At 73.8% G+C, this 23,289-nt stretch carries 25 protein-coding genes; 8 read left to right on the forward strand and 17 right to left on the reverse strand.

From position 1 onward, the window contains the following. Positions 1 to 22: 22 nt before the first annotated feature. Positions 23 to 706, forward strand: a complete 684-nt coding sequence (locus HNR68_RS16265) for an MSMEG_4193 family putative phosphomutase (RefSeq protein WP_179721983.1) — start codon at positions 23 to 25, stop codon at positions 704 to 706. On the opposite strand, the gene HNR68_RS16270 is transcribed toward HNR68_RS16265, so the two are convergent. From HNR68_RS16270 to HNR68_RS16290, 5 genes are all read right to left on the reverse strand, one after another. Further along, complete coding sequence (locus tag HNR68_RS16270) at positions 703 to 1,536, reverse strand: hypothetical protein (protein WP_179721986.1); 834 nt, start codon at positions 1,534 to 1,536, stop codon at positions 703 to 705. The genes HNR68_RS16265 and HNR68_RS16270 overlap by 4 nt on opposite strands. Continuing rightward, entirely contained in the window at positions 1,530 to 2,102 is a 573-nt protein-coding gene (locus tag HNR68_RS16275) for a hypothetical protein (RefSeq protein ID WP_179721988.1), read from the reverse strand. Before HNR68_RS16275 ends, HNR68_RS16270 begins: the two co-directional genes overlap by 7 nt. A 224-nt stretch (positions 2,103 to 2,326) precedes the next feature. Continuing rightward, a complete protein-coding gene (locus HNR68_RS16280; protein ID WP_179721991.1) occupies positions 2,327 to 4,327 on the reverse strand; it encodes an NACHT domain-containing protein in 2,001 nt (666 codons plus the stop codon). 3 nt (positions 4,328 to 4,330) lie between these two features. Beyond that, a complete protein-coding gene (locus HNR68_RS16285; protein ID WP_179721995.1) occupies positions 4,331 to 4,741 on the reverse strand; it encodes a hypothetical protein in 411 nt (136 codons plus the stop codon). 175 nt (positions 4,742 to 4,916) lie between these two features. Continuing rightward, positions 4,917 to 5,192 carry a helix-turn-helix domain-containing protein gene (locus HNR68_RS16290; protein ID WP_179721998.1) on the reverse strand — a complete coding sequence of 92 codons (276 nt, stop codon included), beginning with the start codon at positions 5,190 to 5,192 and terminating at the stop codon, positions 4,917 to 4,919. Between the two features lie 59 nt (positions 5,193 to 5,251). On the opposite strand from HNR68_RS16290, the gene map reads away from it, so the two are divergent. Then, positions 5,252 to 6,007, forward strand: a complete 756-nt coding sequence (map, locus tag HNR68_RS16295) for a type I methionyl aminopeptidase (RefSeq protein WP_179722001.1) — start codon at positions 5,252 to 5,254, stop codon at positions 6,005 to 6,007. 133 nt (positions 6,008 to 6,140) lie between these two features. Then, a complete protein-coding gene (locus HNR68_RS16300) occupies positions 6,141 to 7,316 on the forward strand; it encodes a macrolide family glycosyltransferase (RefSeq protein ID WP_179722004.1) in 1,176 nt (391 codons plus the stop codon). On the opposite strand, the gene HNR68_RS16305 is transcribed toward HNR68_RS16300, so the two are convergent. Then, positions 7,317 to 8,012, reverse strand: coding sequence for a DUF2306 domain-containing protein (locus HNR68_RS16305; protein ID WP_179722007.1), 696 nt, complete (start codon positions 8,010 to 8,012; stop codon positions 7,317 to 7,319). Between the two features lie 190 nt (positions 8,013 to 8,202). Between HNR68_RS16305 and HNR68_RS16310 the strand changes: the two genes are divergently transcribed. Beyond that, positions 8,203 to 9,135, forward strand: a complete 933-nt coding sequence (locus HNR68_RS16310; RefSeq protein WP_179722009.1) for a TetR/AcrR family transcriptional regulator C-terminal domain-containing protein — start codon at positions 8,203 to 8,205, stop codon at positions 9,133 to 9,135. 58 nt (positions 9,136 to 9,193) lie between these two features. Here the strand turns inward: HNR68_RS16310 and HNR68_RS16315 are convergent, their stop codons facing one another. The 4 genes from HNR68_RS16315 to HNR68_RS16330 are packed head-to-tail and all read right to left on the reverse strand — an operon-like array spanning position 9,194 to position 12,130. After that, positions 9,194 to 9,766 (reverse strand): 1,2-dihydroxy-3-keto-5-methylthiopentene dioxygenase, encoded by a 573-nt coding sequence (locus HNR68_RS16315; protein WP_179722011.1) that lies wholly within the window; start codon positions 9,764 to 9,766, stop codon positions 9,194 to 9,196. Then, positions 9,763 to 10,389, reverse strand: coding sequence for a methylthioribulose 1-phosphate dehydratase (gene mtnB, locus HNR68_RS16320; RefSeq protein WP_179722013.1), 627 nt, complete (start codon positions 10,387 to 10,389; stop codon positions 9,763 to 9,765). The genes HNR68_RS16315 and mtnB overlap by 4 nt, the downstream gene beginning before the upstream one ends. Then, positions 10,386 to 11,105 (reverse strand): acireductone synthase, encoded by a 720-nt coding sequence (gene mtnC / locus HNR68_RS16325; RefSeq protein WP_179722016.1) that lies wholly within the window; start codon positions 11,103 to 11,105, stop codon positions 10,386 to 10,388. Before mtnC ends, mtnB begins: the two co-directional genes overlap by 4 nt. Beyond that, complete coding sequence (locus HNR68_RS16330; protein ID WP_179725109.1) at positions 11,102 to 12,130, reverse strand: s-methyl-5-thioribose-1-phosphate isomerase; 1,029 nt, start codon at positions 12,128 to 12,130, stop codon at positions 11,102 to 11,104. Before HNR68_RS16330 ends, mtnC begins: the two co-directional genes overlap by 4 nt. A gap of 211 nt (positions 12,131 to 12,341) precedes the next feature. Between HNR68_RS16330 and HNR68_RS16335 the strand changes: the two genes are divergently transcribed. Continuing rightward, positions 12,342 to 13,148, forward strand: coding sequence for an ABC transporter ATP-binding protein (locus HNR68_RS16335; protein ID WP_179722019.1), 807 nt, complete (start codon positions 12,342 to 12,344; stop codon positions 13,146 to 13,148). Positions 13,149 to 13,194: 46 nt separating this feature from the next. Here the strand turns inward: HNR68_RS16335 and HNR68_RS16340 are convergent, their stop codons facing one another. From HNR68_RS16340 to mug, 5 genes are all read right to left on the reverse strand, one after another. Beyond that, a complete protein-coding gene (locus tag HNR68_RS16340) occupies positions 13,195 to 13,845 on the reverse strand; it encodes a DEAD/DEAH box helicase family protein (RefSeq protein ID WP_179722023.1) in 651 nt (216 codons plus the stop codon). Between the two features lie 338 nt (positions 13,846 to 14,183). Then, positions 14,184 to 14,966, reverse strand: a complete 783-nt coding sequence (locus HNR68_RS16345) for an SDR family NAD(P)-dependent oxidoreductase (RefSeq protein ID WP_179722026.1) — start codon at positions 14,964 to 14,966, stop codon at positions 14,184 to 14,186. 566 nt (positions 14,967 to 15,532) lie between these two features. Next, entirely contained in the window at positions 15,533 to 15,889 is a 357-nt protein-coding gene (locus HNR68_RS16350; RefSeq protein WP_343050183.1) for a hypothetical protein, read from the reverse strand. Between the two features lie 383 nt (positions 15,890 to 16,272). Then, on the reverse strand, positions 16,273 to 16,530 hold the full coding sequence (locus tag HNR68_RS26510; protein WP_218888325.1) for a hypothetical protein: 258 nt from the start codon (positions 16,528 to 16,530) through the stop codon (positions 16,273 to 16,275). Positions 16,531 to 16,896: 366 nt separating this feature from the next. Further along, a complete protein-coding gene (mug, locus tag HNR68_RS16360) occupies positions 16,897 to 17,475 on the reverse strand; it encodes a G/U mismatch-specific DNA glycosylase (RefSeq protein ID WP_179722031.1) in 579 nt (192 codons plus the stop codon). Positions 17,476 to 17,693: 218 nt separating this feature from the next. Here mug and HNR68_RS16365 point away from each other — a divergent pair, with 218 nt between their 5' ends. Next, on the forward strand, positions 17,694 to 18,728 hold the full coding sequence (locus HNR68_RS16365; protein WP_179722034.1) for a tyrosine-type recombinase/integrase: 1,035 nt from the start codon (positions 17,694 to 17,696) through the stop codon (positions 18,726 to 18,728). A gap of 66 nt (positions 18,729 to 18,794) precedes the next feature. Here HNR68_RS16365 and HNR68_RS16370 read toward each other — a convergent pair whose 3' ends face one another. After that, the gene (locus tag HNR68_RS16370) at positions 18,795 to 19,682 is read right to left on the reverse strand and encodes a helix-turn-helix domain-containing protein (RefSeq protein WP_179722037.1); all 888 of its coding nucleotides are present in this window, start codon (positions 19,680 to 19,682) and stop codon (positions 18,795 to 18,797) included. A 132-nt stretch (positions 19,683 to 19,814) separates the two neighbouring features. Between HNR68_RS16370 and HNR68_RS16375 the strand changes: the two genes are divergently transcribed. Both HNR68_RS16375 and HNR68_RS16380 read left to right on the forward strand, forming a co-directional pair. Further along, entirely contained in the window at positions 19,815 to 20,717 is a 903-nt protein-coding gene (locus tag HNR68_RS16375) for an MBL fold metallo-hydrolase (protein ID WP_179725111.1), read from the forward strand. A 29-nt stretch (positions 20,718 to 20,746) separates the two neighbouring features. After that, the gene (locus HNR68_RS16380; RefSeq protein WP_343050184.1) at positions 20,747 to 22,162 is read left to right on the forward strand and encodes a carboxylesterase/lipase family protein; all 1,416 of its coding nucleotides are present in this window, start codon (positions 20,747 to 20,749) and stop codon (positions 22,160 to 22,162) included. Between the two features lie 69 nt (positions 22,163 to 22,231). On the opposite strand, the gene HNR68_RS16385 is transcribed toward HNR68_RS16380, so the two are convergent. Continuing rightward, complete coding sequence (locus HNR68_RS16385) at positions 22,232 to 23,170, reverse strand: lipase family protein (RefSeq protein WP_179722043.1); 939 nt, start codon at positions 23,168 to 23,170, stop codon at positions 22,232 to 22,234. Positions 23,171 to 23,289 lie beyond the last annotated feature (119 nt).

Genomic DNA, 23,289 nt, shown 5'->3' on the forward strand with positions numbered 1-23,289 from the left:
GGGTGGCCTACCCTCGGCGGACGTGGCGACTCTTCTCTTGGTGCGGCATGCGCGTTCGTCGGCGAACGGTTCGGGGATCCTGGCCGGCCGGTCGGCCGGTGTGGGGTTGGACGAGACCGGCGCGGGGCAAGCGGCCGGGTTGGTGGACCGGTTGGCGGGCGTGCCGCTGCGGCAGGTGGTGGTCTCGCCGCTGCAGCGCTGCCGGGAGACGGTCGCGGGGCTGGCGCGGGCGCGGGAGCTGGCGCCGGTGGAGGAGCCGGACCTGACTGAGGTCGACTACGGCGAGTGGACCGGCCGCAAGATCAGCGAGTTGACCCAGGAGCCGCTGTGGCGGGTGGTGCAGCAGCACCCGTCGGCGGCGGTGTTCCCGGCCGGTGAGGGCCTGGCGCAGGTGCAGGCGCGGGCGGTGGCCGCGGTGCGGGCGTGGGACCGCCGGCTGGCCGACGACGAGGTGTGGCTGGCGTGCACGCACGGCGACGTCATCAAGGCGGTGCTGGCCGACGCGCTGGGCATGCACCTGGACGCCTTCCAGCGGATCGTGGTCGACCCGTGTTCGGTGAGCGTGGTGCGCTACACCGAGACGCGCCCGTTCGTGCTGAAGGTCAACGACACCGGTGGTGACGTCTCGGGGCTGCTGCCGCCGAAGGACTCCAGCGGGTCGGACGCGGTGGTCGGCGGCACGGCCGGGACGGCGCAGAGCGCCTAGGCGCGCAGCCGCACCAGGTGGCAGGTGGCGTCGGCGCGCCGGGTCTGCCGGGTGCCGCCGGTGAAGTGCACGACGACGTGGTCGTCGGTGCTGGGGGTGACCTGCTCGACGATGCCGACGGGGCCGATGGGCCCGTGCAGGCGGATGGCGTCGCCGGGCAGCAGTTCGTCGGCGCGGAGGCGTTCGCGGTTGACCGCGGGCGAGGCCGGTCGCAGCCAGCGGGTGGTGGCGTACCAGGCGGTGCAGGTCAGCGCGGGCAGCGCGATCGGTAGCCACGCGGCGTGGTCGATCAGCGCCAGCCCGGGGGCGGCGCCGGCCAGCGCGGCCCACCACGCGGAGCTGATGGGGGTGCGGCCGAGTTGCAGCCAGCCGGTGGTGCGGATGGTGCCGTCGGGTCGCTGGCCGCGCGGCTGTGGGGCGGGCTCGTCGGGGAAGTCGAAGTCGTCGGTGTCGTCGAGGCGGGTGGTCTCCGCGGCGGTCTTGCCGAGGGGTTCGCGGGCGGCGTCGAGCTTGATCGCGGCGATCTCGGTGGTGGCCTCGGTGTCGTGCGCGGGCGGTGCCGCAGGTTCGCGGCGCGGCGGGGCGGGATCGGTGCGCAGGGGTGTGTCGAAGCGGGCCGCGCCGGGGTTGAGCAGGTTGGTGAGCATGGAGACCTCGGTGTCGCGGCGGTGCCCGCAGGTGGGGCAGCTCAGCGCGACGCCGGTGGGGGCGTGCTCGTCGGGGGTGGTGGTCAGCGGCCCGTGCCCGTGCGGGCACTGCGGCGCGTGGGGCCCGTTCTCGAGGACGCGCAGGGCGCTGGTGCGGGTGTGGTCGGTGTCGGGGTTCACCATCGTGTGGTCCACCTCAGCTCGCCGTCGGGGGCGGTTCGACATGTGGCGGCCGCTCCGCTGGGGGTGCGGGCGACGGCGCCTTCTTCGGAGCAGCGCTGGTTCTCCCTGACCACGGGGATCCCGTCCTCCTCCTCGTCGTCGTCGTCGTCGGAGGTGCTGGTCGGGGCCGTGGTGGGGCGCGGCTGGTCGTGGTCGGGTCGGGGGCGCGGCGGCGGGGGTGGGGCCTCCGGCGGCCGCGGGGTCGTCGAGGCCGTGGTCGGGGGTGCGGTCGGGACCGGGGTGCGGCTGGTGGTGCTCGGGGTGGACGTGGCCGGTCGCGGGCTGGTGGTCGGGCTGGTGGGCGCCGTCGTGGTGGGCGGAGCCACCGTCGTGGTGGGGGCGGCCGCCGCGGGTGCGGGCGCGGCGGGCGGGGTCGCCGGCTGGGCGAGCTTGTCCGGGCCCGAGGGCAGCGCGTGGAGGCCCGCGGCGGCGGTCGCGGCCACCAGCGCGGTGGCGGGCAGCAGCCTGACGGCCACCGGGCTGCGCCACCACCAGCGGCGCAGCAGGGCGGGGTGCTCGGCTGGCAACGATGACTCCTTCGTGGCGTTGGTGCCGTGCTGTCCCCGACTTGCGGGCGAGATCGTAGCGAATTCGTCATCCTCCTGTGTCCCCCGCGCGCCCCGGGTGTGCGCTTCGCGTGGCGTTTCCGGTGCGTACGACCACGGGAGCGGGCGAGTGTGATCTCCGTCGCGGGACCCGGCCGCGAGCGGGCGGTCACGGGTCGTGACCGACGATCGTGCTGTGTGGACGGTCAGCGTCCGGTGTCCGGGCGTGTGGTGTCCCGGCTGATCCAGTCCTGCAGGGCGTGGTGGCGGAACTGGATGGCGATCCCCGACAGCCGCAGCAGCCCGGCTTCGTAGGCCCAGTCCAGGAACGGCCCCAGCCGGCGGGGCGGGAACTGGTGGCGGGCGATCAGCACGACCACCGCGGCCGCGTACAGCGTCCAGGCCGAGTCGCAGGTCCGGCCGATGCCGATGGCCAGCCCCACGCACAGCCCGAACACCGCACCGTCGGAGAACGCCGTCCAGGACAGCCACGGGTAGGCCGCCAGGTTCGCCGCACCGAACGCGCCGCTGACCGCCAGCCCGTAGCAGGCCAGCAGCACCACCTGGAAGGCGAGCGCCCGCCGCAGCAACTGGCTCGGCCGGCTGACGGCCGCCGGCCGGTGGGCCACGGCGAACTCGCCTGCGATGATCAGCGCGACGGAGACGAACGCCAGCCCGTAGGCGTTGCCGATGCGCGGCCCGTACCCCTGGCTGAACCACAGGCCGTATGCGGAGCTGATCGCCAGCCCGACGACGAGACAGCCCACCGCGACCAGGAACCGCGTCCTCCCGGAGGAGCCGCGGAGCAGGGAGGTCGCCAGCCCGCGCAGGCGGCCCGCGGTCCTGCCCGACCGCACCACCACCCAGCCGATCACGCCCACCCCGGCCACCAGGAGCGCCCGGCCGGCCGGGTACGGCGGGACCCAGTACCCGGTGTTGCCGTGGTACTGGACCCACGCCAGCAGCACCAGCAGCGTGGTCAGCACGCCCTGCACCACCACCGACAGCACGTGGGGCAGGCGGCTGCCCGTCACCCGCCACAGCTGGTGGGCGTAGAAGTCCGTGCCCGAGCGGCCCCGCTGCCGGTCCCGGGCGAGGTGGCGGGCGAGGGTGCCCAGCCACTGCCGCACGTCGGTCTCCGAGTAGGTGGCGCCCGGACGCTGGTACTGCGCGGTGGTTTCGCGCAGCAGCCGGGCGAGCGGACTGCCCGGGTGCTCCGCCACGTGCGCGGTGACGGGGCGCCACCGGTCCTCGACCTCGGCGCCCGGACGGCGCGCGGGGAACCGGTAGGCCAGGTGCTGGCGCACGCGGTCGGGGTCGAGCGGCTGCACGGTGATCGCCGTGGCGTCCTGCAGCACCGGCACTTCCCCGCGGCGCGTGAGGGCGCCGACGGACCGCTCCAGGCGGCGGTAGAGGTCGGTGCGGCAGGTGACGACCACGGGTTGCTGGGCGTGGTGGCCGGGGGTGTTGAGCGCCCGGACCACCGCTAGCGCGCGGGTGGGGTCCTGGCCCTCGGGGTCCATCTCGTCCAGGCCGTCGAGGATCGGCAGCACCCACCCCGCCTGCACCAGCTGCCGGGCCTGCCGGCGGTTGAGCGGGTGCGCCTCGCCGGAGATCTGGCGGACGATCCACTCGTCCAGCAGCTCGGCCACCGTGGTGGCGGGCACCTCCGGTGAGGCGAGGCGGGGATCTTCGAAGGAGGGCAGGCTGAGCCGCACCGGGACGCCGCACCCGCGCTCGTCGGGAACCTGTTCCTGCGCGTCGAGCAGGTCGAGCAGCAGTTGCATCACGAGCACGGTCTTGCCCGCTCCCGCGTCCCCGAGCACGACGAGCCTGCCCCGGTGCAGGCTCCGGTAGAAGTCGGTGATGGTCGTCAGCGACCCGCTGCCGGGGCCTCCGTCGTCGCGCCAGCGCACCAGCTCGAGATCGGCCCGCTGGAACTGCAGGTCGGCCGCCTTCGGCGCGGCGTCGTCGGCGAGCAAGCGGACGCGGACGTCGGCTTCCTGGCGCCGCACCGAGTCGGCGAGCGCCCGCGCCCACCCCAGCATCGCCTGGTGCTGGGGTGCTGGGGCGGTGGCGAGGACGACGTCGCCCCGGACCTCGACGTTGTCGCTCTGGACCTGGAAGACGTCGCCCCAGACCGTTGATCGGTCGATGGACTGGGGCGCGTGGGTGCGTCGGCGTCGCGGACGGGAGCTGGGCGACATGAGCTAGTCGAGGTCGACGTCCTTCGCGCCGTCGATCTGGTGGATCGGGCCGGAGAACGAGCCCGTCACCGACTGGCTCCCCTCAGGAGGCGGTGCCGACGGTGGCGGGGGAGCCGCAGCGGGCGGGGCCGGTGCGGTGCTGCTGGTGATCCGCACCGTGCCGTCCGCGTTGCGCACCTGGTACACCGATCCCGCGGTGGCGGAGACGTGCTGGCCTCCCGTGCCGGCCCGGCGCTGCCGGACGATCCCCCAGACGGTGGCCACGAGACCGGCGATCGCGACGAACAGGCCGATGACCCCGGCCCGCTGGTTCGCGGCTTCCCACCCGCCCACGGTGGTGAAGTAGAGGACCAGGCCGCCGGAAGCGGCGACCGTGACCAGACCGCCTGTCCACGCCAGCACCGTGCCGTTCATGACCCCAGGGTCACGGCTGTGCCGGCCTCGCAGGGCGGAACGGCGCCACGCCACCCGATCTCCGCACGCGATCACACCCGTTCTGCGCAACAGCCCCACGCCCCGGTGGTGCGTTCCGGCGACGACGTCGCGCGAGGACGCTGCGGGCGTCCGGTGGCGGGGCTGGTGCGCCGGGCTAGGCGGGGATGCGGTGCTGTGGTGACTGCTGGCCGGTGGCGACCGTGCGGCGCAGCTCGTCGAGGGACAGGCCCACCGCGTCGGCCAGGGCGGCGACGGTGAAGAACGCCGGGGTGGGGATGCGGCCCTTCTCGATCTTGCGCAGCGTCTCGGTGGAGATCCCGGCTGCGGTGGCGACCTCGACCATGCTGCGCTGGCCGCGCGCGTCCCGCAGGGCCTGGCCCAGCAGCTCGCCCCGGCGCAGCTCGTGCTCGGTGAGCGGTTCACGCACCATGACCGTGATACTAATATCGGTATAGTTATCGGGCCAGTTCCCGCCGGAGCCCCCACGCCGTGATCGAGCTGAAGACCGCCTCCGAGATCGACGACCTGCGCGCCACCGGTCACCTCGTCGCCCGCACCCTGGACACCGTGCGCGCCCACGCCCAGGTGGGCACCGCGCTGCGCGACCTCGACGCCCTCGCCCGCGACGTCCTCACCGACGCCGGCGCGCACCCGGTCCACCACAGCCGGGCACGCGAGCCGTTCCCCGGTGCGATCAGCACCTCGGTCAACGACGCGATCGTCCGCGGCGTCCCCGACCACACCCGCCTGACCGACGGGGACCTGCTCAGCGTCAGCTGCGCCGCTCGCCTGCACGGCTGGGTCGCGGCCGCCGCGATCACCGTCATCGTCGGCACCGCCCAGCCCGGTGACACCGCGCTGGTGCGCACCGCCGACGACGCCCTGGCCGACGGCATCTCCGCCGCCCGCCCCGGTGCCCGGACCGGCGACCTCTCCCACGCCATCGGTGTGGTCGGGCGCAGCGCCGGCTACGGCGTCCCCGCCGGGCTCGGCGGCCACGGCGTGGGCCGCGACCTGCGCGAGCACCCGCCGGTGCCCAACGACGGCCACCCCGGCACCGGTGTGCCGCTGCGCCCCGGCGTGGTGCTGACCGTCGAACCGGTGCTGCTGGCCGGCGGCAGCGACACCACCGACCTCGATGACAACGGCTGGACCATGCGCAGCGGCGACGGCAGCCGCGCCGCCCACGTCGGGCACACCGTCGCCATCACCGCCGACGGCCCGCTGGTGCTCACCACCCCGTGAGCGGTGCGCGTTCCGGACCGCTGAGGACGAACCGGTCGTGCCGGCTGTGGCGAAGATCGTCCTGGCGTGCGGCGGAGGTCTGGCGTCCGGATACTGGGGAAGCGCCAGCCACCCCGTACCGTGCCGAGGTCCCATGAACGCCCACGTCGCCTTCGTCAACCTGCCCGCCGCCGGGCACGTCAACCCGACCCTGCCGCTGGTGGCCGAACTGCTGCGCCGCGGCCACCGGGTCAGCTACGCGGTGGGCCGCGCCCTGGCGCCGGAGGTGGCCGGGACCGGGGCGCAGGTGGTGGAACTGCCCACGGAGATGGTCAAGCCGGGCCGGGACACCGCGCTGGACGGCAAGCACATCAGGATGGTGCTGGACTTCTTCTGCGAGGACGTGCGCACCAGCTACCCGTTGCTGCGCAAGCACTTCCGGGACGACCCGCCGGACGTGGTGTGCGCGGACATGATGGCCCCGCACGGGCGCATGCTCGCCGAGGAGCTCGACGTGCCCGCGGTCGTGCTGCAGCCCAGCCTGGCCTCCAACGAGCACTTCTCGCTGCGCGAGGCCGTCCCGGGCGCAGGGCAGCGGTTCCCCCGCGAGGTCGTCGAGGAGATGTCCCAGCGCATCGACGAGGTCGCCGCCGAGCTCGGTGTGCGCCCGGTGCTGCCGCTCCAGGCCCCGCCCGGTGAGGCGAACCTGGTGTTCGTGCCGCGGGAGTTCCAGCCCGCCGGGGACACCTTCGACGGGCGCTACCACTTCCTCGGCCCGATGCTCGGCGACCGCGACCAGCAGCCCTGGCAGCCCCGCCGGGCCGACGCGCCGCTGCTCTACATCGCGCTGGGCACCGCCTTCAACGACCGCCCCGACTTCTACCGGACGTGCCTGAGCGCCTTCGCCGACAGCCCGTGGCAGGTGGCGATGTCCATCGGCGAGCAGGTCCAGGCTTCCGAGCTCGGGGCGATCCCGGACAACGTCGAGGTGCGCGCGAGCTTCCCGCAGCCGGCGGTGCTGCGCCACGCCAGCGTGTTCGTCTCGCACACCGGCATGAACTCCACGATGGAGGCCCTGCACGCCGGGGTGCCGCTGGTGGCCGTCCCGCAGATGCCCGAGCAGGCCGTCAACGCCGCCCGCGTCGACGAGCTCGGTCTCGGCCGCCGCCTGGACCCGGCCACCGTCACCGCCGAGCAGCTGCGCACCGCGGTGGACGAGGTCGCCGCCGACACCGGTATCCGCGCCAACCTCGAGCGGATGCGCCAGACCCTCCGCTCCTGCGGTGGTGCGGCCGCCGGTGCCGACGTGGTGGAGGCCCAGCTGGGGTGATCACCGCGCCGCCGCGGGAGTGCGGCGGTCCAGCCACCACTGGCACGCCAGCAGCGGCAGCACCCACCCCGTCCACGTGGTCAGCCCGGCCACGGTGGCGCCGAAGAAGGCCTCGTCGCCGCCGAAGGTCGTCGGCAGCTGCGGCGCCAGCACCACCGTCCACACCGGACCCCACAGGCGGTTGGTCACGATGGACATCGTCAGCACGAACGAGCGGACCATCCACCGCCGGTGCTGGCGGAACCGGCGCTGCCGCGCCGCGCGCCACCCCGCCACCGTGCAGCCGAACCACAGCAGGCCCAGCAGCACGTTGCTGACCGCCGCCACCGGACCGAACGGCGCGAACAACGCCACCGGCACCGCCAGCACCGACGCGGGCAGCACCCCGGCGACCACGTAGACCCGCCCGATGAGGCGGTGGGCCCGCGGAGAGCGGGCGCGGAAGGCCGGCCACACCTGAAAGCAGCAGGTCAGCATCGCCACCGCCCCGAACAGCACGTGCCCCACCAGCAGCGGGTAGTGCACCACGCCCCCGGACGGGACCTGCACCCGCGACAGCGCCGGGTCCCCGGTCAGGTAGGGCGGCAGCGAGTACACCAGGAACAGCACCGCCACCAGCGCCAGCGGCCCCACCCACGGCCGCCGCCACCACCGCACCGGCGACCGCTGCACCGCCGGTCGCACCACCGTGCTCACCACGAACCTCCTCGCGCACGCCGTACCAGGAACGCGTACACCGTACGGCCCGAGGTGGGGAAGACGGTCGTGATGAGGCAGGATCAGCGGGGACGACTTCGCAGTGCACTAGTGCGAGCGGGTGTTCGGCGTGGTGCACCACGCTCCCCGCCGCACGCGCACTAGTGCGACGACGACCGAGAGGAGAGCGTTGCCCGCCGCACCACCGCCCTACCTGCGCATCGCCGCCGACATCCGCGCCCGCATCGACTCCGGCCGGCTGCGCCCCGGCGACCGCGTCCCCTCCACCCGCCAGATCACCGACGAGTGGGGCGTGGCCATGGCCACCGCCACCAAAGCCCTCGCCGCCCTGCGCCGCGAAGGCCTCGTCCAGCCCGTCCCCGGCACAGGCACCGTCGTGGCCGAACCCACCACACCCCGGCGCCGCACCACCCGCGCCACCGACACCCCCATCGACCAGCGGCGCATCGTGCGCGCGGCCATCACCCTCGCCGACGCCGAAGGCCGCGCCGCGGTGTCCATGCGCCGCGTGGCCGCCGAACTCGGCGTCGGCACCATGTCGCTGTACCGGCACGTCCCCGACAAGGACGAACTGCTGCGGCTGATGGCCGACGCCGCCTTCGCCGAAACCCCCCTGCCCGAACCCAGCCGCCGCAGCTGGCGCCGCAGCCTCGAGACGCTCGCCCGCCGGCACTGGGCCACCTACCAGCGGCACCCCTGGCTGGCCCCGATCGCCCTGACCTCCCTGGCCGACCCGCCCGTGCTGCCCACCGGCATGGCCCACGTCGAGTGGCAGCTGGCCGTCCTCGACCGCCTCGGCCTGCCCCGGCGCACCGCCCTGCACATCGCCGTCAGCCTCAACGGCTACGTCGGCGGCATGGCCCTGAGCCGCTCCCTGGAGCACGAGTACACCCGCGAGACCGGCCTGACCACCCGCCAGCGCCAGGACACCGACCGCGCCGAGATCGACGCCCTGATGGCCACCGGCCGCTTCCCGCACCTGGCCGCCACCGTCGCCAGCGACATCACCCTCGACCTCGACCAGCTCTTCGAGTTCGGGCTGCAACGCCACCTCGACGGCATCGCCCACCACCTCACCCGACGACCCGCCCGCACCACCTAGCGCGCACACGGCAGCGCCGGGCGCGGACGCAGTCCGCACCCGGCGCCCGGAACACAGGTCAGCGCGAGGCCACCAGCTCGTCGAAGGACGGGAACCGCTCCGCGGTGTCGGTGCCGCAGAAGTCACCCACCCAGCCGTCCTCGTCGTGGAAGAACCGGATCGCCACGAAGTCCGGGCGGGTGCCCATGTCGAACCAGTGCGTGGTGTTGGCCGGCACGCTCAGCAGGTCCCCCGCCTCGCACAGCACCGCGTACACCTTGTCGTCCAGGTGCAGGTAGAACACCCCCGCACCGCGGGCGAAGAACCGGTCCTCGTCGTCGTCGTGGGTGTGCTCGGACAGGAACTTCTCCCGCGCCACCCGCGCCTGCTCGGCCCACTGCGGGTCGTCGCGCGGCACCATCACCGCGGCGTCGACCTTGATGTAGCCCTCGGAGTCGATGACCCGGTCGACCTCCGCGCGGTAGGCCTCCAGCACCTGCTCCGAGGTGACCTCCGCGGGCAGCTCCTTGAGCTCCCAGCGCTCGAACCGCACCCCGAAGGGCTTCAGCGCGGCGGCGATCTCCTCGGGGTCCTCGGTGCGCACCTCCACCGTGCCGGGATCGGTGTCCGGCCACACGGTCAGCAACGTCATGCCACAGCCTCCTGGAATCCGTTCGCGGCCAAGGTGAACTGGAACAACCAGTCCAAGCACTCCGTGCGGTGCCGGGCCTGCACCAGGTCCCGGCCCCACACGTACAACCCGTGACGGGCCACGACCACCGCCGGTGTCGCGGCGTCGAACGACGCCTCGAACGCATCACCCAGCACCCGCATGTCCTGGCTGTTGGGGATCACCGGGACCGTGACCACGTCGTCGTCGCGGCGCCCCAGGCCCTTGAGCATCTCCAGGTCCCGCAGCACCACGCCCTCCGGCCAGCGGTGCCCGGCCAGCACCGCCGACAGCATGTGCACGTGCACCACCGCGCCGGCACCGGCCACCGCCGCGATCCGCGCGTGCAGCCCGGCCTCCGCCGACGGCCGCTGGTCCGGGCGGGGCTGGTCGGGCACCGCCGCACCCGCCTCGTCGACCACCACCACGTCCGAGGCGGTCAGCTCACCCTTGTCCAGCCCGCTGGCGGTCACCGCCAGCCGCAGCGGGTCCCGCTGCAACGTCATCGACAGGTTGCCCGACGTGCCGCGCATCCAGCCCAGCCCCGCCATCCGCGCCGACTCGGCCGCCAGCGCCGCACCGGCCTGCTCCACCGCCGTGCTCATGCGATCACCTCGAGCTCCACCTCGTCGAACCTCGACACCACCGGGTGCGCGCCGAAGTCGGCCTCGGCGTGCGGTTCCCCGGGCCGCGCCAGGCCCACGGTGCGCCAGCCCGCTGCGGCCGCCGCGTCCAGCTCCGCGGGCACGTCGGAGAGGAACACCACCGCACCCGGCTCGGCCTCCAGGTGCTCGGTGATCGCCTCGTAGGAGGGGCGCTCCTTCTTCGGCCCGGCGTTGACCGTGTCGAAGTGACCGGAGAACAGCTCCCGCAGGTCACCCTCGGTGGTGTGGGAGAACGACGCCACCTGCGCGGCCACCGACCCCGAGGAGAACACCGCCAGCTGCGCCCCGCGCTCCCGCCACCGCCGCAGCGCCGGGACCACGTCGGGGAAGCACTCGGTGGTCAGCTCACCGCGCGCGTAGCCCTCGGACCAGATCAGGCCCTGCAACGTCTTCAGCGGGGTGGCCTTGCGGTCGGCGTCCATCCACGAGTGCAGCACCGACACCACCTCCGCGGTGCCCGCCGCCGCGTCCAGGCCCGCCTCGGCCTTGACCTGCGCGACGGCCTCGCGCACCACCGGGTCGTCGGGGTGCTCGTCGATCCACGGGCCCAGCCGGGGCCGCGCGTAGTCGTAGAGCACCACGTGCACCTGGCTGGTGGCCGTCATCGTCCCCTCGATGTCCAGCACGACCCACCGGGCCGTGACGGGCACGCTCACCTCGACTCCTCTCCGAAGTACTCCGACAACCGGTCCGGCGGGAACGCCCCGCGATCGGTCACCACCGTGGTCACGAACCGCGGCTCGGTGACGTCGAACGCCGGGTACAGGCCCCGCACCAGGTCGGTCGCGGTGCGCTGTCCCAGCGTGTGCAGCACCTCCTGGCCGTCGCGGTACTCGATCGGCACGTCCGCCCCGGTCGCCGACCGCGGGTCCGGGGCGTGGCACAACGCGTGGAACGGCACCCCGAAGGTCTGCGCGGCCACCGCGTGCTGCAGCGTGCCCACCTTGTTGATCACGTGGCCGTCCATGGTGACGCGGTCGCTGGCGGTCACCAGCGCGTCGACCTCCCCGGCGCGCAGCAGCGAGGCGGGCATCGCGTCGGTGACGACCGTGACCTCCACGCCCATCTCGGCCAGCGAGTGCGCGGTCAGCCGCGCGCCCTGCAAGTACGGGCGGGTCTCGGTGCAGATGAACGACGGCTGCTTGCCCGCCTCCAGCAGCGCCTCGACCAGGCCCAGCAGGTACAGGTCGCCCCAGCAGTGGGTGAGCACCCGGGCGCGGTGCGGCAGCAGCTGCGCCCCGGCGCGGCCCATCTCCCGGCTGCGGCGCCGGTAGTCGGCGTCCCCGGCCTGCGCGCCGGCCAGCGCCGCCGCGGGCACGTCGTCGGCCTCGGCCACCGCCGCCATCACCCAGTCCACGGCCTTGCGCGGCTGGTCGTTGGTGGGGCGGGTGGCGATCAACCGCTCCCCGGCGGCCGCCAGTCGCTTGCGCGCGGTGTCCGGGTCGTCCCCCACGGTCTCGCGGGCGGCCAGCACCATGCCCCACAGCACCGCGAAGTAGGGCCCGGACGACTGGGTCACCATGTCCTCGATCGCCACGGCGACCTCGTCGACGGTGCGGGCGTGCACCCAGCGGTGCTCGAACGGGAACACCCGGCGGTCCAGGATGTGCACCCCGTCCTCGGCCAGGCGCACGCTGTCGGCCAGCGTCGGCGCGCCGGGGTGCGCGGAAGGTGGTGGCATGAAGACCTCGAAGAACACGCTGTGCTGATCTCTGCCAGGCCAGCGTAGTCAGACCCGCCCGCACCTCGGCAAACCAACCCACATCGCGGGAGCCGCGACCAGCCGTTGCTAGGGTGCTGCCACCGCCTCATCCCACCCGCGCGCCGCGCTGGCCCGGTGACCCCGCACCACGCCGCCCGCGCCTCCCCGCAGGCACCGGAAAGGCACCCCGTTGATCGACTCCCGGCCCACCGACACCGGCCCCGTGCTGCAGGTCGACGACGTCGACGTCGTCCGCGACGGGAACCGCTTGCTGCAGTCGATCTCCCTGCAGGTCCACCCCGGCCAGCACTGGGCCCTGCTCGGCGCCAACGGCGCGGGCAAGTCCACGCTGCTGAGCCTGCTCGGCGCGGTCAACCACCCCACCCGCGGCACCGTGCGCGTCCTCGGCCACCAGCTCGGCCGGGTCGACATGCGGCGGCTGCGCTCCTCCGTCGGCCACGTCAACCCCCGCCACCCGCTGCGCAGCCCGCTGCGCGTGCGCGAGGTGGTGCTCACCGGCGCCACCGGCACCACCGAGGTCATGCCGCGCTGGGAACCCACCCCGCAGCAGGCCGCGCACGCCGACCGGCTGATCAGCACGCTCGGCATGAGCGAGAAGGCCCAGGCGCGCTGGGACACCCTGTCGCAGGGGGAGCGGGGCCGCGTCCTCATCGCCCGCGCCCTGATGCCCGAGCCCCGGCTGCTGCTGCTGGACGAACCGGCCACCGGGCTCGACCTGGCGGCCCGCGAACAACTGCTGACCAGCCTCGACACCCTGCGCGCCGAGCACCCGGAGCTGGCCACCGTGCTGGTGACCCACCACCTGGAGGAGCTGCCCGCCAGCACCACGCACGCCATGCTGCTGCGCGACGGCCTCTGCCTGGCCGCCGGCGAGGTCGACGAGGTGATCACCAGCGACCACATCAGCAAGTGCTTCGACCACCCGGTGCGCATCACCCGCATCGACGGCCGCTGGCACGCCCGCGCCGACCGCTGAGACAGGGGTGGCCGCGGCACCGGAGCACGGCCGCGGCCACCGGTCCTCACCGGTCGAACCAGCCGGCCCGGAACACCGGTGCCTGCCCGGCCACCGCCCGCAGGCACCAGTCGACGATCGCGGCCCCCACCTGCTCGGGGCTGAGCCGCGAGGTGTCCAGCACCGTCATCGCCCACTCCGGCCCGGGCTCGCGGCCCACCCAGCGCTCCCACCGCATCTGCGACCAGCCGTCGGTGGTCACCACCTCCGGCATGTGCCCGGGGTCGGTGGCGTGCGCCCGCATCCACTCGGCGAACCCCCGGTGGAACGGGACGAGCTCCTCCGGTTCGCCGCGCTGCGCCAGCCGCGCCAGGTGCGTCTGCTCGTCGACGTCGAGCAGGCAGGCGGCGACCTCGACCCGGTCGGCGCTGGGCGCGGCCAGCACCTCACCGAGCGGCACCGGGTCACCGGCGAACAGCAGGTGCCGTCCTTCGGCGTCCAGGGCGATCGCGCGGCGCACCGCCACCTCGGCCTGCTCCTGGCGCCAGGCGACGGTGGGGACGTCGGGGACCGGGCCGAGGGTGAACAGCTCCGCGGTCTCGAAGGTCCCGTCGAGCCCGCGGCGTTCGAACAGGTGGCGGACGTGCAGCCGCGCGGTGGTCTTGCCGACGCCGGAGGCGCCGGAGACGAGCAGCAGCATGGTCTTCCTCCCAGGCATGACTCGGATCGGTGCCGCACCCACCGCGCGGCACCAGGGGTTGCTGACGGCCGGGTCAGCCGAGTGGGAAGAAGAACTGCTGCATCACGCCCAGACGGTAGGGGCTGATCGATCAGCCGTCCACCGAATATCCGGTCCACCGGTGTGCTGCTCCCCGCAGCGCCGCACGCGACGGGCAGGCCCGGTGCGGTGCTGCCGAGCAGCACAGCGGACTCCTCCAGCGGAGGTGACCGTGCCCCGGCCGTGCCGGGGACCGGCCTGGCCCTCGAGCTCGCGAAGCGCTGGCCCAGCGGGGACCTCAGCGTCCACAGGCGACGGTGCGTGGCCCGGGCAACGGATCACAACGCGTGGCCGCCGGCGACTTGCAGGACCTGGCCGGTGATCCAGCGCGCCTGGTGGGAAGCCAGGAACACCACCGCATCGGCGATGTCCTCGGGCTCACCGACCCGTCCCATCGGCACGATCCCGGTCACCTGCGGCAGGACGCCCTCGTCGATCCACCCGGTCTGCACCGGCCCCGGAGCGACGGCGTTGACCCGGATCCCCCGGGGCGCCAGGTCCAGCGCGGTGGAGCGCGTCAGCGCCTCCAGCGCGGCCTTGGACGTGCCGTAACCGGTCTGGCCGGGGAACGCCCGGGCCGCGTCGGTGGTGATGTTGACGACCGACAGCGGGTCCTGATCGCGTCGCGCCCGCGCCACCTCGGCGATCAGCACCGCCGGAGCGACGGCGTTGACCCGGTAGTGCCGCTCCAACGACTCCGCGGTCAACGACTCCACCGAGTCCGGTGACTCGCAGTGCGCGGCGTTGTTGACCAGCACGTTGATCGCACCGGCCCGCTCGAGGACCGCGTGCACCAGCCGCTGCGCGCCACCCGGCTCGGACAGGTCGGCGCTGACGGCGAACGAGCCGTTGCCCAGCTCGGCGGCCAGCTCCTCGGCCGCCGAGCTGGGCGGAGTGACGTGCTCCCAGGTGACGTGCTCGGGCGCAGGGGGGTCCTGCGCGAGGTAGTGCACCGCCACCCGCGCCCCCTGGGCGGCGAACGCGCGGCTGATCGCCGCCCCGACGTTCGCGGCACCGCCGGTGACCAGGACGGTCTGGCCGGCGAGGCGGGGATCGATCATCGCTTGCCTCCTCGGTCACGTGTCTGCTCGGCACGGGGGGACGCCGCCCCCGGGCGGTCCACGCCCGCGCCGGCACAGACCCGCTGCACCGGCGCAGGACCCGCACGTGCCGGGTGCACGCCACGGCGAAGAGGAGAAGAGCACGAACACGATCCCGACCTGCCACGACTCGGCACCCCGCCGGGCACGCAGCCGCGGACGCGGGGGAGGACGAGATCAGCAACGCATGTCCCCACGCTACACGAGCCCGCCACGGGCCGGGACAGCGAGAGAGGGACGGCGTCGGTGAGCAGGTCGAGGAGCGCCTGTGACGCTCTCCGGTGCCGGCGCTCCCGCCGGAGGGGCGGCACCCGTGCCCCGCGCACCGGCGCCGCACCCTGCCGGGCGGCGGTGTTTGCCGCCGCACGACGCGGAACCCGGTGCGTGAGCGTCGTCAGCGCGAAGGACCCGGCCACAGCTGGCCGAGGCTCGACACACCAGCGGGGGTCAGGTGCGGAGACGACGGTGGCCTTGGCACTGGCGCAGGATGCAGGTCTGCGCCAGTGCCAAGGCCACCGCGGTGAGGGTCAGCGACGCTGCGGCTTCGGCGGGTCCTTGCGCAACAGGTCCGGACCGATGATCCGCCGCACCACGCGCCGCACCAGGCTGCGCTTCTTCACCGGCGCCGCCGGCGCTGCGGGTTCCGGTGCTGCGGGGGCCGCCGGTGCCTTCGCGACCGGCTGCTCGGGGGTGGGGTCAGGTGTGGCGACCGCCGGCTGCGGCCCGGTCAGCGCCGGAGACGGCGGCACGGGTTCGGGGTTGAGCCGCTTGGCGAACTCGGGCTCTTCGTCGCGGATCGCGGGGATGTAGGGCTGGGTGACTTCCACCCGATCCGGCGCGTCCGCCACCGGGGGTTGCGACACCGGACGAGCAGGAACGCTCACCTCGTCCAACGGCAGCTGACCGACGATGCGAGTGGTCGGCGGACCGGGGTTCGGGCGCGGTGCCTGCTGTGCCTCCGATGGGACCACCGGCTGGAACCACGGTCGAGCAATGTCGTCTTGAATAGTCATCCGTATCGACTCTGCGGGAGCAACGGCCAGTGTCACCGGAACGGGGTCTTCCCGAACCAGCGCAAGAGACCCTACCGGTCACGGACCGATAAAGCACACCCCCGTGTTCCCCACGTCTCCCTTGCGATCACAGTGAGTGTCGAAACCGCCGTTCGGAGCATGCATTTCATCCGTTCAGAGCATTGAGAAGAGCGAATTCGTCGCTCTCGCAGCACGTGTGGACACCGTCAGTGCACGACGACGCCACCACCGGGCTACTCGACCGCGGCCGTGCACGGTGCCGGTGCGCTCCGGGCGAGGAGGCCGCCGACCAGGGCGGCCGCGGTATCGGGCGGCAGACCGGCTTCCAGGCGAGCGGTGAACCGCTGCGCCCATGCGGTGGTGGGCAGCAGGCCCACCAGCAGCGCCGGCAGCAGGAGGCGACGCCCCAGCAGCTCCTGCGCCGAGGTCATGTGCGGGCGGCGCACCACCGAGACGGTGACCCGCGTCGCGTGCTCGTTGCCGCGCGGCACCCGGCCGGTCGGTCTCGGTCGCCGCGTAGCGGAACCCGTGCGCGAGGTCGCACGACGGGCAGCCCACCGGGCCCCGGCTGAGCCGGTCACCGCAGTCCGGGCAGGTGATCCGGTCCCGGGCTGCGTCCACGACCCGCCAGTCGTGCTGGTCCGGCTCGGCCACCACCAGACGAGCCGGCTCCTCCTCGGGCTCGTCGGCCCAGCCTCCGTCGAGGCGGAAGCGCTGCCACTGCTGCTCGACGAGGGCGTCCACCAGCCGGCGGCACCGCCCGCACTCGTGGCCTCCGCACCCACCGCGGCGCACCGACCTCCGGTCGCACCTTGACCGTCCGGGGCCCACCGGCGCGGCCCACCCGGTTCGGCGCGCTAGCCGACCGTGCCGTGGTCGCAGTGCTCCGGCATCGCCGCCTGCCGCAGCTGGCGGAACTCCGCAGCCAGCGTGCCCGCCGTCCAGTGCGCGTTGAGGCCGCTGGGGTTGGGCAGCACCCACACCTGCGCGCCTTCGAGCACCCGGTCCTGCCGGCCCACGGTGGCCCGTCGCTCACCGAAGGCCACGCGGTAGGCGGTGATGCCCACGACCGGCAGCCACTCCGGCCGGTACCGGCGCACCTTCGCGGCCAGCGCCGCACCGCCGGCCCGCAGCTCGTCGTCGGACAACTCCGCCGCCCGCGCGCTGGCCCGGTCGACGAGGTTGGTGATGCCGATGCCGTGCTGCAGCAGTTCGTCCTGCTCGTGCGGGTGCAGCAGGCGAGGGGTGAACCCGGCGGCGTGCAGCGCGGGCCAGAAGCGGTTGCCCGGGCGCGCGAAGTGGTAGCCGGTCGCGCCCGACCACAGGCCGGGGTTGATGCCGCAGAACAGCACCCGCAGGCCGGGAGCGAGGACGTCCGGGATCCTCGCGCCTTCGGCGGCGGCCAGCTCCTGCGCACTCGGACGGTTCCCCGACAACTCCCACCTCCGGTCCAGCGCCGAATCCACCCGGACCCTAACCGGGCCCCGCCGGCGCCCGCGGAACCGCCACCGGATCCCGGCCCCTCACTCCGCAGCACGGGTTTCGTGACCATGATCAAGTAACGTTACAACGCAAACGAAACAGGACGGCCACCCGGAGAAACGGACACAAAGGCACCGCGCATAATCGCGCTTATGTGCGGTACAGTGGCTGCATGGAGATCATGTCCGGCCCCGGGGCCGCGGTGCGGGCGAGCGGGGCGCAAACGGAATTGCTGGCGACCACCACCCGGACCGGCCACACCGTGAGCGCGCTGGTCTCGGCCTGGCTGGGTTCGTTCACCGACTCCGCCGACACCCGCGCCGCCTACGCCCGCGACCTGCGCGAGTACCTCACCTGGTGCACCCGGCGCGAGCTCGACCCCCTCGAGGTGCGGCTGCCCGAGGTGCAGATGTACGCCACCGAACTCGCCGCCGCGACCAACCCCCGCACCGGGCGCCCGTTCGCGGCGTCGACCCGCGCGCGCAAGCTGGCCGCGATCTCCAGCTGGTACACCTTCCTGGTGCGGGCCGGGGCGATCGACGCCAACCCGGCGCGTGACGCCGCCCGTCCCCGCTACGACCGCCGGCACTCCACGACGGCCAGCGTCTCCGAGCAGCAGGCCGCGCAGATGCTGGACCGCAGCCGCGACTACGCCCACCGCACCCTCGGCCCGCAGGCGGCGGCGCTGGCGATGATGCTGCTGATCGACCTGGGCATCCGCGTCTCGGAGCTGTGCAACGCCGACCTGGCCGACCTCGGGCAGCGCGACGGCATGCGGGTGCTGACGGTGCGGATGAAGGGCGGCAAGGTCCGCACCCGGCCCATCCCGGCGCCGCTGGAGCCGATCCTCGACGACTACCTGCGCACCCGGCCGTCCGATGCGGACACCACCGCACTGCTGGTCACCCGCACCGGCCGCCGCGTCAACCGGCACCAGATCTACCGGCTGGTGCAGACCCTGGCCGCGCGCGCCGGGGTGCCGGCACCGCAGCGGATCACCCCGCACTCGATGCGGCACGCCTTCAACACCATCGCCCGGGAGAGGGGAGCGGCGCTGGAGGACCGCCGCGACGCCCTCGGCCACTCCTCCGCGGCGATCACCCAGCTCTACGACCACGTCGCGCTGTCGGTGACCCGCGACCCGGCCCACCTCGTCGCCGGAGCGACCCACCGAGAACCCCCGGCACCACCGGGATCGCCGGAGTGATCACCAAGATCGCTTCCGTCACGGTGACGAAAACCCGTGCGGGTCGCCGTGATCCGTTCCCGCTGGTCACCGCTGCGCCGGCGACCCCTCGGGGGTGGATCGGCGTGGTGCTGCGGTGAGGTGGGCCAGCAGGTCGAGGCTGTCGGCGGAGGCCGAGCCCGGCTCGGTGGTGACCACGACGAGGTTCTGCTCCGGGGAGTGGGCGAGCCGCAGGCTCTGCTGGGTGACGGTGAGCTCACCGACCAGCGGGTGGCGCAGCCGGAACGTGTCGCCCACGCACGGCTTGACCCGGTGGTCGCCCCACAGCGCCACGAACTCCGGGCACTTCACCGACAACTCGCCGACCAGCGACGCCAGCAACGCGTCCTCGGGGTGCCGGCCCGCGACACCGCGGAGACTGGCCACCAGCCCGCGCACCTTGCGGTCCCAGTCCACGTAGAGCTCGCGGCAGTGCGGGTCCAGGAACAGCATCCGCACCAGGTTCGGGCGCTGGCCGGGCTGCTCCGGTGCGGCCGGGTCGAGGTGGCCGGCCAGCAGGGCGTGGCCCATCGGCGTCCACGCCAGCACGTCGGTCCGCCGGCCGACCACCAGCGCGGGCACGTCACCGAGCGCGTGCAGCAGCTGGCGGGTGGCGTCGGTGACCCGCTCCACCGGCGGCCGCTTGCGCGGGCGGGGCCGCTGGGTGGCCAGTTCGTGCAGGTGAGCGCGCTCGTAGTCGTCCAGGCGCAGTGCGGTGGCCAGCGCGTCGAGCACCCCCTCGGAGGCGTTGGTCGACTGGTTCTGCTCCAGACGCGTGTAGTAGGAGACGCTCACGCCCGCCAGCTGCGCGAGTTCTTCCCGCCGCAGACCGGGAACCCGGCGCCGGCCGGGCGGGGTGACCAGGCCGACGTCCTCGGGCCGCAGACGCGCGCGGCGGGCGCGCAGGAACTCGCCGAGATGACCGGAGCTGCTCATGGTTTCCACTATGCCGCTGCGCGCGGCGGCCAGCCTGACCCTGCCGGTGGTAGGAACAACCGTGGCTGGTAGCCGAGGCACGGTGGGCGCACGCTGGTCGCGAACGAGCCGACCGTGAACCTCGGAGAGAGCATGCAGGACATCACGTTGGGCGAGGTGGAGATCTCGCGGGTCGAGGAGTACTACGGGCCGATCGGGCTGTCGCCCGCCGCGTTCGTGCCGGACGCGCCGGAGCAGCTGTGGCGGGACAACGCCTCGTGGCTGGAACCGGACTTCCTCGACCTGGCCGCGGACCAGTGCGTGTGCGCGGTGCAGACCTGGGTGCTGCGCAGCCAGGGCCGCACGATCCTGGTCGACACCGGGGTGGGCAACCACAAGGAGCGACCGGGCAACCCGCTGTGGCACCACCTCGAGACCGACTTCCTCGGCAACCTGGCCGGTGCCGGGGTGCGACCGGAGGACGTCGACCTGGTGGTCAACACGCACGTGCACGCCGACCACGTCGGGTGGAACACGCGGCTGGAGAACGGGTCGTGGGTGCCGACCTTCCCGAACGCGACCTACCTGGTCTCCCGCGCCGACTTCGAGTACTGGAACCCCGCCAACGGCCACCCCTCGGCGCAGCGCCCCCACTCCCGCAACCTCTTCCACGACAGCGTCGAACCCGTGCACCAGGCGGGACAGCTGGTGCTGTGGGAGGACGAGCACGTCATCGACGACCACCTGCGGCTCAGGCTCGCCCCGGGGCACACGCCGGGATCGTCGGTGCTGCACCTGGACTCCGGTGGCGAGCGGGCGCTGTTCGTCGGGGACCTGCTGCACACCCCGGTGCAGGTGCTGGACCCCGAGGCCAACAGCTGCTTCTGCGAGGACCCGGTCCAGGCGCGGGCCACCCGGCGCTCGCTGCTGGGCCAGGCCGCCGACACCCGCAGCCTGGTGGTGCCCGCGCACTTCGGCGGGCACGGCGCGGCGGAGGTGGTGCGCGACGGCGAGAAGTTCGCCGTGAAGTCCTGGGCACCGTTCGCCCGGCTGTGACGGGAGCGCAACCAGTGTCCGATGTTGTCGTGACCACCGGTGGGACCGTGCGCGGGACGAGCAGCGGTGGTGTGCGGCGGTTCCTGGGCATCCCCTACGCCGCCGTGCCCCGGGACCGGTTCGCGCCTCCGGTGGCGCACCCGCCGTGGTCGGGGGTCCGCGACGCCACCCGGCCGGGGCCGACCGCACCGCAGCCGGCGCGAGGCGGGTTCGCCGCGCTGGACATGTCGCCGTTCTTCGGTCCCGGCTGGGTGCGCGGCCAGAACTTCCTCACCGTGAACGTGTGGGCGCCGCGGTCGGCTTCCGGCTGTCCGGTGGTGGTGTTCGTGCACGGCGGCGGGTTCGTCTCCGGCTCGGCCCGGGCGCCGCTGTACGACGGCACCGCGTTCGCCCGCGACGGCGTGGTGCTGGTGACGCTGAACTACCGGCTGGGTGTCGCGGGTTTCCTCGACGTGCCGGGGACGGTGCGCAACCGGGGTCTGCTCGACGTGGTCGCCGCCCTGCGGTGGGTGCGGGACAACGCCGAGGCCTTCGGGGGTGACCCGGGCACGGTCACGCTGGCCGGGCAGTCCGCGGGTGCCACGCTCGTCGCTGCGCTGCTGGGCTGCGAGCAGGCTGCGGGGCTGTTCCAGCGCGCGATCGTGCAGAGCGGCAACGGGCTCGGTGCCTTCACGCCCGAGCAGGCCGCGGTGGTGACCCGGGCTGCGGCGTCCGCGCTCGGTGTCGAGCCGACCGCCGCGGGGTTGCGCGCGGTGCCCGAGGAACGGCTGGTCGAGGTCGTCCCCGCGCTGACCGGCCTGGACCTGCGGACCGAGGGGGCGTTCGACCCGCTCGTGGGCTTGTCGCCGTTCAGCGTGGTGGGCGAGCGCCAGCCCGCCGACGGCCGGGTGGCCGGGGTCGACCTGCTGGTGGGGTCCACGGCCGAGGAGGGCAACCTCTACCTGGCGCCGCAGGGGCACCTGGACACCTCGACCGCCAAGGACGTGCGGGCGCTGGCCGCCCGGGTGCACCGGGACCCGGAGGCGCTCGTCGCGGCCTACCGGGCGCAGTGGCCGCACGCCAGCGACGGGGAGCTGCGGTCGGCGATCCTCGGGGACGCCCTGTTCACCGTCGGCGGGCGCCGGCTGGCCGAGGCCCACGGCGGGGCGTACGTCTACGAGTTCGCGTGGCGTTCGTCGGCTGTGGACGGTCGGCTCGGTGCGGCGCACGGGGTGGAGCTGCCGTTCGTCTTCGACGTGCTGGACCTGCCGGTGCTGCGTGGGGCGAACGCGCTGCTCGGCCCGGGGCGTCCGCCGGCGGCGCTGGCGGAGGAGGTGCACGGGGCGTGGGTGTCCTTCGCTGCCACCGGTGATCCTGGCTGGCCGCGGTTCGGAGCGCAGGGCCTGGTCCGGCGCTTCGATGCGGTGCCGGAGACGGTCCCGGCCCGGGACCTGTCGATGTGGTGACCGCGACCCCATGATCGTTTCGTCACCGTGACGAAACGATCATGGGGTTCGCAGCGGCCGTTCTCCGCCTCATCGGGGCAGGTCGTCGCCCCGGTAGGTGGCGGCCTTGAAGGCGACCTTCAGCGGCGACCAGCCGTTCTCCGTGGTGTGGGGCCCGCCGTCGGGGCCGTGGTGCCAGTAGCGCAGGCAGAAGCCGCCGGCGCCGGTGAGCTCACGCAGCCCGCCGTGGGTGACCTCACGGTCGGAGCAGCCGTCGGTGACGTCCTCGTCGAACCCGTACTTCTGGTGGGCGAAGTAGCCCTTGTCGATGGCGGAGGCGTAGGAGACCTTCTCGTCCTCGGCGGAGCCGACGAGGCTCCAGTCGATCCCGGCCGCCCACGGGTCGTCGAGCCCGCGGTCACCGCGGCCCGGGGCGGACTCGTGCAGCTTGTCGATGAACCCCGACCCGCCCTGGCCGGCCGGGGTCATCTGGTACCACTGCCAGGTGCACCCGTCGTCGGGGTCCTTCTCCGGGTCGCTGCACCCGTTGGCCACGCCCTGGTGCGAGGTGCCGAGCGTGACGATGTCCTCCACGGCCACCTCGGGCGGGAACCCGCTCCAGCCCTCACGGGTGCCGAGCACGGCGACGCGGGTGATCAGCCCGCCCATCGAGTGCGCGACGATGTCGACCGTCTGCCCCTTGAGCGTGTAGTTCTCGTAGATGTGCAGGGCGAAGTCCCTCGCGATGTCCTGGATGGGCCGGTCGGGGTCGGCCGCGCCGTCACCGATCACCTCGTCGCAGTGGTCGGCGTCCCCGGCGTAGTAGCCGATCGTGCGCATCGAGGAGCGGTCCCGGCCCCCGGCGTCCTGGTAGTACTCCAGGGCCTCGTCCCAGGTCTCGGTGTTGCACGGGGTCGGGGGGCCGCCGTTGTAGCCGTGCACCAGCAGCATCGGCTTCTCCGCCGCCGGGGCGGCGTGGGCGGTCGTCGGTGTCAGGGCGATTCCCGCGGTGGCGATCGCGGCAGCCACGGCGCGCCATCGTCGATCCCTCATCGAGCACACTCCCGTCGGTCGTGTCCGGCGCTTGCGAACCGCCGACCCTAGGCGCGCGCCGACGCCGTTCGTGCCCGCAACACCGGTCGTCCCGC

The sequence above is a fragment of the Saccharopolyspora hordei genome (assembly GCF_013410345.1).
Taxonomy (GTDB): Bacteria; Actinomycetota; Actinomycetes; order Mycobacteriales; family Pseudonocardiaceae; genus Saccharopolyspora; species Saccharopolyspora hordei.